This window comes from Flavobacterium frigidum, from assembly GCF_048286795.2.
In genome coordinates this window covers 33,112-44,999 of the sequence record NZ_JBLVPT020000018.1, presented here as the reverse complement: position 1 = coordinate 44,999, position 11,888 = coordinate 33,112, and the positions used below count along the sequence as shown (strand labels likewise).

10 protein-coding genes are annotated in these 11,888 nt (G+C 33.8%); 6 read left to right on the top strand and 4 right to left on the bottom strand.

From position 1 onward, the window contains the following. The first annotated feature begins 3 nt into the window (after positions 1-3). Positions 4-465, top strand: a complete 462-nt coding sequence (gene tnpA / locus ACNQGB_RS14285) for an IS200/IS605 family transposase (protein WP_417946143.1) — start codon at positions 4-6, stop codon at positions 463-465. Positions 466-558: 93 nt separating this feature from the next. Beyond that, positions 559-2,853, top strand: a complete 2,295-nt coding sequence (tamL, locus tag ACNQGB_RS14280; protein ID WP_417946142.1) for a translocation and assembly module lipoprotein TamL — start codon at positions 559-561, stop codon at positions 2,851-2,853. Between the two features lie 280 nt (positions 2,854-3,133). On the opposite strand, the gene ACNQGB_RS14275 is transcribed toward tamL, so the two are convergent. Then, positions 3,134-5,641, bottom strand: coding sequence for a M14 family zinc carboxypeptidase (locus tag ACNQGB_RS14275; protein ID WP_417946140.1), 2,508 nt, complete (start codon positions 5,639-5,641; stop codon positions 3,134-3,136). A gap of 238 nt (positions 5,642-5,879) precedes the next feature. Here ACNQGB_RS14275 and ACNQGB_RS14270 point away from each other — a divergent pair, with 238 nt between their 5' ends. Together ACNQGB_RS14270 and ACNQGB_RS14265 are read left to right on the top strand one after the other, a co-directional pair. Beyond that, complete coding sequence (locus ACNQGB_RS14270; protein WP_417946138.1) at positions 5,880-7,307, top strand: L-serine ammonia-lyase; 1,428 nt, start codon at positions 5,880-5,882, stop codon at positions 7,305-7,307. A 102-nt stretch (positions 7,308-7,409) separates the two neighbouring features. Further along, positions 7,410-7,580 carry a hypothetical protein gene (locus ACNQGB_RS14265; RefSeq protein ID WP_417946137.1) on the top strand — a complete coding sequence of 57 codons (171 nt, stop codon included), beginning with the start codon at positions 7,410-7,412 and terminating at the stop codon, positions 7,578-7,580. Positions 7,581-7,704: 124 nt separating this feature from the next. Here the strand turns inward: ACNQGB_RS14265 and ACNQGB_RS14260 are convergent, their stop codons facing one another. Together ACNQGB_RS14260 and ACNQGB_RS14255 are read right to left on the bottom strand one after the other, a co-directional pair. Beyond that, positions 7,705-8,787: a porin gene (locus tag ACNQGB_RS14260; RefSeq protein ID WP_417946136.1), complete on the bottom strand. Its 1,083-nt coding sequence runs from the start codon at positions 8,785-8,787 to the stop codon at positions 7,705-7,707. A gap of 211 nt (positions 8,788-8,998) precedes the next feature. Continuing rightward, positions 8,999-9,430, bottom strand: a complete 432-nt coding sequence (locus ACNQGB_RS14255) for a Cif family virulence factor (protein ID WP_417946134.1) — start codon at positions 9,428-9,430, stop codon at positions 8,999-9,001. A gap of 102 nt (positions 9,431-9,532) precedes the next feature. On the opposite strand from ACNQGB_RS14255, the gene panB reads away from it, so the two are divergent. After that, positions 9,533-10,351 carry a 3-methyl-2-oxobutanoate hydroxymethyltransferase gene (gene panB / locus ACNQGB_RS14250; protein WP_417946132.1) on the top strand — a complete coding sequence of 273 codons (819 nt, stop codon included), beginning with the start codon at positions 9,533-9,535 and terminating at the stop codon, positions 10,349-10,351. A gap of 28 nt (positions 10,352-10,379) precedes the next feature. Further along, positions 10,380-11,069 (top strand): RluA family pseudouridine synthase, encoded by a 690-nt coding sequence (locus ACNQGB_RS14245; protein WP_417946130.1) that lies wholly within the window; start codon positions 10,380-10,382, stop codon positions 11,067-11,069. A gap of 51 nt (positions 11,070-11,120) precedes the next feature. On the opposite strand, the gene ACNQGB_RS14240 is transcribed toward ACNQGB_RS14245, so the two are convergent. After that, positions 11,121-11,537, bottom strand: coding sequence for a YybH family protein (locus tag ACNQGB_RS14240; RefSeq protein WP_417946128.1), 417 nt, complete (start codon positions 11,535-11,537; stop codon positions 11,121-11,123). Positions 11,538-11,888: the final 351 nt, after the last annotated feature.

Below are 11,888 nucleotides of genomic sequence, written 5' to 3'. Positions count from 1 at the left end.
ATTTTGGCAAATACATATACACAAATACATATTCATTTTGTCTTTGCAGTAAAATTTAGAGATGGTAGTATAAATTCTCAATGGAAAAATACTCTTTATAAATATATAACAGGAATTATTCATAACAACAATCATAAGTTATTGGCAATTAATGGAACCTCAGATCATATTCATATTTTGATTGGACTTAGACCTTCACAATCTATTTCTGACTTAATGAAAGATTTAAAACAAAGTTCTTCAAAGTGGATTAATGAGAATAAATTAGTTAAAGGACATTTTGAATGGCAAGAAGGCTATGGCGCTTTTTCACATAGTAAATCACAAATAAACAAAGTAATAGATTACATTGATAATCAAGAATCTCATCATAAAAAGTTAACTTTTAAAGAAGAATACTTAGATTTTCTTAAAAAATTTGAAGTTGATTATGATGAGAAATTTATTTTTAAAGAATTGATTTAGAATAAGTATAGTACCTACGGGACATAGAAATAATTATATCGTTTACTACCAATATTTAGTTCCTAACGGAACAATAATAACAACAAATATTATATGAACAAGAGCCATTTATTATATTTTCTTTTTTTAGCATTGTTCGCTTCATCGTGCAGCAATACCAGATTTCTGCCCGAGGGAGAACTATTGTATACTGGCGCAAAAGTTACCGTTGAAGGAAAAGACGTGTCTAAAAAAGAAAAAAAAGCGTTAAAAACAGCATTAAAAGAAGTTCTTAGACCAAAGCCAAATTCCTCGATTTTAGGATTACGACCTAAATTATACATCTATAATTTGGCTGGGACGCCAAAGAAAGAAAAAGGATGGCGCTACTGGTTGAGAACCAAGGTAGGCGAAGCTCCCGTTTTATACAGTCAAGTAGATTTAGAATACAACAAAAGTGTTTTACAAAACTTTGCAGAAAACAGTGGTTATTTCAATACAAGAACATCGGCAGATTCAACCCGACATGGTAAAAAAGCAACCGCAGAATATAACGTAAAACCAGGGAAACAATATAAAATTAAAGAAATAAAATTCCCTACAGATTCCTCTATAATTTCAACTGCGGTTCGCAATACCAGAAGAAGAAGTCTGCTAAAAGAAAAAGAAGGTTATAGTCTTGCTGTTATTAAAGAAGAAAGAATTCGTATTGACGCCAGACTAAAAGAAAAAGGATTCTTTTATTTTAATCCTGATTACCTCAAAGTACAAGTAGATACAACTGTGGCTGATCATCAGGTGGATCTTATTGTAAAGGTAAAAGACGAAGCTCCAAAACTGGCTGAGACACCATACAAAATCAATAAAATCATCGTTTATCCCAACTATTCCATAGGTTCTGACAGTGTGAAAACTAATATGGATTCCATAAAAAAATACAATGACTTAACTATTATAGATAAGGAGAATTTATTTAAACCGCGCATTTTTGATCGAGCATTATATTTCAAAAAAAATGATTTATACAACCGTAGCAATCATAATCTGTCGTTAAACCGTCTCGTAAACTTAGGCACATTCAAGTTTGTAAAAAACCAATTTAAGGTTTCTGATACTACGGGCAATTATCTCGATGCATACTATTTTTTAACTCCTTTACCTAAAAAATCAATCCGATTAGAACTCTTGGCCAAAACGAATTCTGCTAATTACACCGGAACCGAACTCAATTTAAATTGGAGCAACCGAAATACGTTTAGAGGAGCAGAATTACTTACCATTTCAGCTTTTGGAGGAGTTGAAGTACAAGTATCTGGACAAAACAATGGATTTAATGTCTACCGAATTGGAACCCAAGCTGATTTAGTTTGGCCAAGATTAGTTGCCCCTTTTAAACTCAATTCGCCCAGCGGTTTTGTACCCAAAACTAAAGCTACAATAGGCTATGAGTTTCAAAACAGAACTAAATTATATTCCCTTCAAACTTTTAAAGGTTCCTTTGGATATTTATGGAAAGAAAATGAACGAAAGGAACATGTTTTGAATGTTACTGAGATAACATACGCTAGTCCAAGAAATGAAACACCTCTATATCAGGAGCAAATTGCCGCAAATGAATCCCTTGGAAAAGTAATTGAAAAACAATTGATTTTTGGACCAACCTACTCCTATACCTACACCAATACGTTACAAAAAAGAAAGAAAAACACCTTTTATTATAAAGGAACAATCGACTTAGCAGGAAATGTGGCAGGTTTAGTTTCGGGTGCAAATATTCGAAAAGGTGATACTATTAAATTATTCGATGTTCCGTTTAGTCAATTTATCAAAATAGAAAGTGATTTTAGACATTATTATAAGTTAGGACCTGATTCTCAAATAGCAAGCCGAATTATCGCAGGTGCTGGATTTGCTTATGGAAACTCTCGAGAAATGCCCTTTATCAAACAATTCTTCATTGGTGGCACCAATAGTTTACGCGCTTTTAGAGCACGTTCTATCGGACCGGGAAGTTTTGACGGTGCTTCAACAAATACCAATACGTTTTTACCCGATCAATCTGGTGATTTAAAATTGGAATTCAATACCGAATACCGAGCTAAAATTTACGGATTAGTTAAAGGAGCTCTATTTATAGATGCTGGGAACATATGGCTATTGAATGAGAATCCAGATAAACCTGGAGCTACTTTTTCGAAAAAATTTCTGAGTGAAATAGCCGTAGGAGCTGGTGCTGGATTGCGTTTTGATTTCTCATTTTTGATACTGAGAACAGATCTTGCCTTCCCTATTCGAAAACCATATTTGCCCGATGGTAATCGTTGGGTTTTAGACCAAATCAGTTTTGGAAACGGTTCGTGGCGTAAAGAAAATTTAATTTTCAATTTGGCTATTGGCTATCCATTTTAAAACAATACAATCTGGATAAAAAAAAGAGCACGAAAATACCGTGCTCTTTTTGTATAATAACTAATCAAGGCGTAAAATCTTTTTTTGTGCCGTTAGGTACTAAATATTGGTAGTAATTGGGTTTAAAATTTGTTAGCGTGCCGTAGGTACGCAACATTTATGGTTTTGTTGCGTACCTACGGCACGCTAAATTCGCTTCAAATGTTGTGTTTTTTTTTACCAATATTTAGTACCTAACGAGCCAATTTAACTATTAATTCCCATAATAAATTATCCAGTTTTAGTTTACCAAGAATAAGGCATTGCTAAATAATAAAATTCCGTTTTCCCAGAAACCTCTAAATAACGGATTATCTACCATGTAAATAACTGCTCCATTTCCCTTTTTATCTACAGCAAAACTTACCGTATTGTTTAGTTTCTTTTTAATTTCATTACCGACAAATCCATAACTTTTATACTCTTTTAGTACATACACAACATTTATTGCTTTTTTCAACAATGAATAATGCCTGTCATCTGTTTTTAGACTAAAATATTTATCTCCCAAACCAAAAGACATTGGATGTGTTTTATTCAACAAATTCTCGATGATGGCACCAGGAATTGATTTCGATATGTACCTTCGTTCTGTTTCTTGGAAATCTAAAAAGCGCTCTTTTAACGCCTCTTCTTCAGCTTCTTTTTCAGAACTTAATTTTTCTTCCTCCGAAGCAAAGGGACTCAAAGCATATCCTTCTTTACCTTCAAATAAGCTCAATGCACTATTCATCGCAATCAATTTTCCACCGTTATTTACCCACGCTCCAATTTGTTTTTGTTGCTCATCGGAGAAATCATAATAGCCATCAGGTAAAATCAAGGTATTGTAATCGTATAATTTAATTCTTTTCAAATTATCAGCATCAACTACACTTACGGAATACCCCAATGTTTCTTCTAAGTAGTACCAAACAGCACCAAATTCAGTAGACCCGACTCCTTTTCCTGATAATAGTACAATTTTAGGCGCTTTTAGTAAATTAAAATTCTCGCCTCCTACATCTTTTGAGTTAGATGAAAAACCAGTTAAAATGTAATTAAAATCTGTTTTTATTTTTACCAATTCTGTTATCGTTTTTTCAAAATCGACTACTTTGGGATTATCAGTTTTTGTAACCAGCAAACCACCTGGTTCCACGGTTTGATCACCGAAAACTGCTTTTTTCATAGCAGAACGTACTTTGATATTATTTTGGTGCAACAAGGACAAAACCTGAGCTGATACTCTATTATTCCAAGGAATATGAAACGCGTATACATTTTGAGGAATCGTTTTTTCTTGTATTGCTATGGACGCTTTTGTTTTGATAGCAATACTATTTTTCAACGCATAGCCTTCAACTCCATACGCCAAGGGCAACGCCCAAGCGGTGATATCATAGGATAAACTGTCATTCAGCTTTTGATTCGGTTCAAAAAGTACTTGTGCAAAAACAGCTTTTTGTTGGTCTACTTTTACAATTAAATCATTAGGTTCAATCGTGAAATCTTTCTCTGCTTTGGTATAATAACTAAATCCCGAAGTTTTTTGACTCGCATCAGCATAACTGAATTCAACATTATTCTTTTTCAACAAATCCGCCATTTGAACTAACTTCGGATTGTTTTTCATTACATACATTTTATAATTTCCCTTCACTGTTTTTCGGGAATTATTCATAAAACCTCTGAATCCTTTCAGCAAAACATCTGCTTGGGCTGCTGCGGATTCTACGACCGTTAATACTGCCGTTGCATGATGTGTCAGTCGATCTTCGATCGTTAAATTGATGCCGTTACTCATCACAACTTCTCTTCCCGCTCCTATTCCGCCTTGTTCCAATGTCATTCCAACCGCTCCGTTGTAAGTAGGATAGGTATCGCCATAACTGGGATAAAACAAATCAAATCGCTCTCCTGTGTTGTACATCCAGTTTTGAGCATCAAATTTTTTAGAAATATTTTTACCAAGAGTGTAATGAAAATCTTTTTGATACTTTTCAATGTATTCGTGCAAAGGCTCTGCTGATGGTGGAAAAAAATACGGAGAATCGTATCCCATTTCATGTACATCTGTATGAACTTGTGGCATCCATTGGTTATACAAAGCAATTCGCTGCTGAGACTCCGCTTGTGTTTGCCAAGCCCAGTCTCTATTTAAATCGAAAATATAGTGGTTGTATCTCCCACCAGGCCACTCTTCCATGTGTTCTCTATCTGACAATTCTGGATGCGTTTTCTTCCCTGAAATTTCTCGTAACCAATTTCCGTATCTGGAATATCCATCGGGATTGATGCACGGGTCTAGGATCACAATTGTATTTTCTAACCACTTTTTAGTCTCAGCATTCGAAGGATTTACTAATTCGTATGCTACCGTCATAGCGCTTTCAGTTCCTGCAAATTCGTTTCCGTGAACATTAAAACTCAACCATACAATTAGTTTATCGCCAATCATTTGCGATTTATTTTGGGACAAACCAATGGCTGCTAAATTGTTATTTCGTATTTGTTCTAAATTGGCTAAGTTCTCCGGACTAGAAATAAAATAGACACTCAAATCCCTTTGCTCTGGCGTTATACCATACTTCTGATGTTTGATTAAAGTGGACTTTTCCGTAAGATGTTTGAAATAATTTTCAGCTTGATGGTAATAGGTAATTTGTTTTCCGTAATTGGGTAAAAACTGAGATGGACTTTGCACTTGCGAATGGGCAATTGATACAAAAGTTAGCATTAGATAAAAAGAAAAAACAGTCTTTTTCATATTATTTTAGGTTAGTTATGCTTCAAAAATAGCCATTTACGAACTATTGCACAAGCTAAATCTCCGATTAGTTACATATTGATTATCCTAAGCCTCAATTTTTTATTAATTCATTTTTTGTTGAAGAATACTAAAAATAGAGCACCTTTCGTTATAAAATAAACAATAATAGTAAGTTTTGGATTAGTATCCTTGCTACATTCTATTATATTTGCAAACAACAAAATTCACACTACAGATGGAAGAATGTATCTCAGTTTTTGACATGCTAAAAATTGGTGTTGGGCCTTCAAGCTCACACACATTAGGGCCTTGGAGAGCTGCAGAGCGGTTTCTTGGCGAATTGCGAAGCAAAAATTTATTTCCTAAAGTCGAGCGCGTAAAAATAGACTTATACGGTTCCCTTTCCTTAACCGGAAAAGGTCATGCCACTGATTTGGCAGTAATGCTAGGGTTAAGCGGACAGGATCCAGAATACATTCCAGTGGAAAATATTGATGCGATAATAAAATCAATTGAAACGAAAAACGAAATCAATTTAGGTAATGAAAAACTAGTTCCTTTTTATTTCCTGCAAGACATTGTTTTCAATAAAAACTTCCTTCCTTTTCATGCCAATGGACTGACTTTTACGGCGTATATGACAGATGATAGTGAGTTCGTTTCTACATTTTATTCAATTGGTGGCGGATTTGTGGTCAAAGAAGAACGCATCAACGCCAAGAAGAAAATAGAAATAAAATGTGCTTTTCCTTATCCGATTGAGAAAGCAGCCGAACTATTGACGATCTGTAAAACAGAAAATAAATCCATTTCAGAAATCGTTTATGAAAATGAAAAATCGATGCGCACCGAAGCAGTTATCGATCATGAATTGATACGCATTTGGAAAACAATGCTCGAATGCATGTACATTGGTTGCCATTCAGAAGGGATTCTTCCAGGAGGTTTAAACGTACGCCGCAGAGCTTTTGATATGCACCAAAACCTCATCGGTTTAGCCAATTATGATTCGCCTCAAAGCTGGCTCGAAGAAATTCGTAAAACCGAGGTGAAGTTTCGCCAAATCTTACAATGGGTAAGTTGTTTTGCCTTAGCTGTAAATGAAGTCAATGCAGCTTTAGGTCGCGTGGTTACAGCACCAACTAATGGTAGCGCAGGAGTTATTCCTGCCGTTTTAATGTATTATTTAGTCATTGAAAACCACAATGCTGGTGAAAAAGAAATCAAACAGTTCCTTATGGTTGCTGGTGAGATAGGTAGTATTTTCAAAAAAGGTTCAACCATATCTGCAGCAATGGGTGGCTGTCAAGCCGAAATAGGTGTATCATCTGCCATGGCAGCGGCGGCTTTGTGCGAATTGATGGGCGGAACTCCCGAACAAGTTTTAATGGCTGCCGAAATCGCGATGGAACATCACTTAGGATTGACTTGTGATCCTATTGGTGGTTTAGTTCAGATTCCTTGTATTGAAAGAAACACAATGGGCGCAATAAAAGCCATCAATGCAGCTGAACTTGCGCTACAAACCGATCCGAAAAATGCTAAAGTACCTTTGGATAAAGTGGTAGACACGATGTGGCAAACCGCAAAGGACATGAACAACAAGTACAAAGAAACATCCGAGGGTGGATTGGCAATTGCCGTAAATATGGCAGATTGCTAACCAAAAAAACACCAAAATTCAAATTTCAAAAATTTAAATGTATTATCCATTGAAATTCAAGTATTTACATTAAATTTGATTTTAAATTTTAAATCAAAAGCCATGGAAATCAATTGGATTATTGTTAGTGTTTTGGCTTTCTTTGTAGTTGTATTTATTATTTTTTTAATCAAAGAAAATCAAAAAGCCAAAAAAAAGTACACCCATTTTTTAAATTCTGATTTCAAAAAAGCAGAAGAAGTAGAAACAGATTTGAATGACGACATCTATTAATTTGTTCTTTTTTAAATTACTTCCTATGTATACGATTGATTGAAAATGAAAATAATTTTGAAAAATTTAAATCGAATTCTAATTCAATTCATCATTCCACATAATTTTTTTGTTTGAAAAAATATTAAAATGAAATAGCTAATGATGTAGTTAAAAATACATTTTGATTGTTAGGTAAATTATTTTTCACAAAGATGTCTTCTTTACTGCTTAAGGATCTAGCTTCTATTCTGAAGATTAGATTATCAGTTGGTAAATAATCAAAATTTGCGGAAAAACCATACGTTTTAAATCCGTTTGGAGTTGTTGATGCAATAATAACTCCTTTTTCATCACTATAATATTCAGCTCTGGCAGCCAACTGTATTTTAGCTGTAGGCTTAATTTGAGCAATTACTACCGGTGAAAACCAAACATCATTTTTATCACTTTTATATGCGTTTTGTTGCGCTCCAATATCAAAACCGGCATGGATAGTTACTTTTTCAGAAACATTGAGCAGTGCATAAAAGTTATTAAAATAGCGCCATTTTCTATCAATATCAGGTTTCTCATTCCCTAAATAAGTACTCCAATTTAAGGTAATTAAAGACGATGGTTTAAAAGTTACCTGCGTTGCAAAAGCGGGTGTTTGATTACCTTCAATTTTCTGGATTCGTTGCCAGCCGTTTAAATACATCGCAGCCAAATACCATTTTTCATTTTTTGAAGTATAGCTAATTTTCAATCCTGCTTCATAATAAGGTGAATTATCCGCTAAAATACTCCTAGTCAATGCCATACAATCTTTTCCAATAGTACTTTCGAAACCAATATGTGATGGCATAATCCCCATATCAATCCATAAATTATGCTTTTTAGAAATCTTTACACCTATGTTGGCTTCGTATATATTTTGCAATAAAGGCTGTTCCGAGGCCAAATTATACTGAGGATATGTCCCCACCATTAAAGCAAAATTCCCTCGAACATTATTCTTTTCATAATTCACTTTTATCAATCCTAAATTTAAATTGACTTCGTTGTGTTTGTTATGACTGTAAATAAATCCCGGTCTTTCATGATTGCTAGGTTTACCAAAATCATAGCTGTAATACATTTCTAAATATCCAGAAAAGGTGAATGAATTTGGTTCTTTTTCGATTTCCTGTGCATTCACTGTTACTAATCCGAAAAAAATTAAAGCGGTAATTATTATTATTTTCATTTTTATTATTTGATATTTGCAATATACACGGTATTACTTAAAGTTAAATCATTGAAATCCGTTAAATTGATTTTTTTTTATAAAAAAATCATACTCCAGTGAACAGTATAAATAATTGATGCATTACTAAGAAAAAGAAAAAAGAGAATAACGATATAATTTTAAAATACAAGTCGAGTATTTATACTTACCCATAATCAACAATTGGTGATTACTTCCTTCGTGTATCAATCAAATGAATGATTTTCCAACTGTTATCTTTTCTAAAAAGCGTAAAAGCATTCACACCTTTGTGACTAAATTTTTCGTTCACATAAAACTCATAAGGTGTCCAAGCATGCGCCATACTCCCATCTACTTGAATAGCATAACTCAGAATTTTTTCCTGAAACTTCACTTCTATCGGAATAGAACCAATCGATTTAAAAAAAGCTTTCGGGCTTTCATTGGATAATTTAATTCCTTTAGCATTCTCACTTATGGATTGTAAAATCATAGTTTCATCACAAAGTCCTTTTAATTGGACTGTATCTTTGGCATGAAAAGCCTCAAAAAAAGTCTCTACTACTTTTTTAATTTCTTGATTTTGAGCCTGCAAACTTACCGATAGAAACAAGGCAAGCATTATTAAAACTTTACGCATAACTATTTTATTTAATTAATTTGACCACCAAAGAAACATTACTATACATTTTTGAGTTAAAAATATACATTTTATTACCTTTACGATCTTAAAAAAACAAATATGTCAGTCGCTAAAAAAGATTACAAAAGGATTACTACAAAATCATTGATAGAAATGAAAGCCAATGGCGAGAAAATATCGATGCTTACCGCTTATGACTTTACGATGGCAAAGATAGTCGATACGGCAGGAATTGATGTGATTTTAGTAGGCGACTCGGCATCAAACGTAATGGCTGGTCACGAGACTACCTTACCTATAACTTTAGACCAGATGATTTATCATGCATCGTCTGTGGTACGGGCAATTGAAAGGGCATTGGTTGTTGTAGATTTGCCTTTTGGGAGTTATCAATCTGACCCTAAAGAAGCATTACGATCTTCGATTAGAATCATGAAAGAAAGTGGCGGTCACGCTGTAAAACTGGAAGGTGGAAAAGAAATTAAAGAGTCAATCAAGAAAATATTAAATGCGGGAATTCCAGTTATGGGGCATTTGGGTTTAACCCCACAATCGATCTATAAATTTGGAACCTATACTGTTAGAGCGAAAGAGGACGAAGAAGCGGATAAACTTATTGAAGATGCCAAATTATTAGAACGTTTGGGTTGTTTTGCATTAGTATTAGAAAAAATTCCTGCGCATTTAGCTGAAAAAGTGGCGCAAAGTATTGCAATTCCAGTAATTGGTATTGGAGCTGGTGGTGGTGTAGATGGTCAGGTTTTGGTAATTCACGATATGTTAGGAATGAATAATGAATTTAGTCCACGATTCTTAAGAAGGTATATGGATTTATATGACGGAATGACAAAAGCCATTGGACAATATGTTGCCGATGTAAAATCAAGTGATTTTCCGAATAGTAGTGAGCAATATTAAGGCCCTAAACCCAAAGGAAGATTGAAAAATGAAAATACTATCCAATAAAAACAATCTGCAAATTCTGCACGAAGACAACCACCTAATTGTCGTAAATAAACGAGTTGGCGATATTGTGCAAGGTGATAAAACGGGTGACAAACCTTTATCTGATGTGGTGAAAGAATACATCAAAGATAAGTATAACAAACCTGGCGAAGTTTTTCTGGGTGTAGTGCATCGCTTGGACCGCCCTACAACAGGAATAGTAGTTTTTGCGCGAACCAGCAAAGCGTTAACACGAATGAATGAATTATTCAGTAACCGCGAAACTCAAAAAACGTATTGGTGTATTGTCAAAAACAAACCGGTTGCATCAGAAGATAAATTGGTTCATTATTTAAAAAGAAACGAAAAAAACAATACTTCAAAAGCCCATCTAAAAGAAGTTCCTGAAAGTAAAATAGCCAGTTTAGATTATAAAATCATCAAAGAGCTCAATAATTATTTTGCGCTTGAAATCAATCTGCATACTGGAAGACACCATCAAATTAGAGCACAACTTTCGGCTATTGGTTCTCCTATAAAAGGCGATTTAAAATACGGTTTTGACCGAAGCAATCCCGATGGAGGCATTCATTTACATGCCCGGAAATTAGTTTTTGTACATCCTGTTACCAAAGAAAATTTAGAAATTTTAGCCCCAACTCCAGATGACGTAATTTGGAATGCAATCTAGAAAACTCAATTCCTCAACAACTGTTGTAATTGTCTCTCCCTGTATAAAAATCTAACTAGAATGGTCAACAACGATTTTCCAACCTTCTTTAAATTTTTCTACTAGTAAAGTAAAAAATCCTTTTTGTTCCCCTTTTTCCATTTGCAAATTCCAAGCACCTAAAACAAAGGCATTTTTTTTATCTATCATTTTAATTTGTTTGATATCAAAAATTAAAGTACCCATGGCAGCTTTGTCAGGATAGACTTGCTGATAAATCTCTAAGTTTTTTTGCCAGCCGTAAAATGGTCCTGTTTTTCCAACAAATACTAAAGAATCCGATTTTAAATACCTTTGCATATATCCAATCATATCGCCATTATTCCAATCTAAACGTTGCTTTTCTAAGACTGCTTTAATTTCTTTCTCTTGAGCAATTGAAAAATAACTACAAAATAAGAACAGTATTGATAAAATGATTTTTTTCATTTTTTTTCGATTTGTATTGAATTTAACTTTAGTTGGACAACCTTTATCCCTTTTCATGAACCAAATATATTCAAAATATCGTGTTCATTCCCATTTAATTTTATGAAACAGTATAACATAAAAATACTTGAACTGCTATTTAATGTTTGTATAATTTAACTCCATATAAAATACAGCATTAACTATTTAAACCTATACACTGCATGAATTCACATTAACTATAAAAATAGTTTCTATTCATATTGCTCTCAAACAAAATATGAAAATCTTGGCACCAACACCTTATGATTTAATTTTAACCATCTTATAAGTATCAATTCAAAAACAAAAAAAAGTTTACGAACATACAGC

What these genes read in the sequence shown, in the direction of transcription:
- tamL (WP_417946142.1), top strand. Translation starts at nt 559, where the DNA reads ATGAACAAGAGCCATTTATTATATTTTCTTTTTTTAGCATTGTTCGCT.
- ACNQGB_RS14275 (WP_417946140.1), bottom strand. Translation starts at nt 5,641, where the DNA reads ATGAAAAAGACTGTTTTTTCTTTTTATCTAATGCTAACTTTTGTATCA.
- ACNQGB_RS14270 (WP_417946138.1), top strand. Translation starts at nt 5,880, where the DNA reads ATGGAAGAATGTATCTCAGTTTTTGACATGCTAAAAATTGGTGTTGGG.
- ACNQGB_RS14265 (WP_417946137.1), top strand. Translation starts at nt 7,410, where the DNA reads ATGGAAATCAATTGGATTATTGTTAGTGTTTTGGCTTTCTTTGTAGTT.
- ACNQGB_RS14260 (WP_417946136.1), bottom strand. Translation starts at nt 8,787, where the DNA reads ATGAAAATAATAATAATTACCGCTTTAATTTTTTTCGGATTAGTAACA.
- ACNQGB_RS14255 (WP_417946134.1), bottom strand. Translation starts at nt 9,430, where the DNA reads ATGCGTAAAGTTTTAATAATGCTTGCCTTGTTTCTATCGGTAAGTTTG.
- panB (WP_417946132.1), top strand. Translation starts at nt 9,533, where the DNA reads ATGTCAGTCGCTAAAAAAGATTACAAAAGGATTACTACAAAATCATTG.
- ACNQGB_RS14245 (WP_417946130.1), top strand. Translation starts at nt 10,380, where the DNA reads ATGAAAATACTATCCAATAAAAACAATCTGCAAATTCTGCACGAAGAC.
- ACNQGB_RS14240 (WP_417946128.1), bottom strand. Translation starts at nt 11,537, where the DNA reads ATGAAAAAAATCATTTTATCAATACTGTTCTTATTTTGTAGTTATTTT.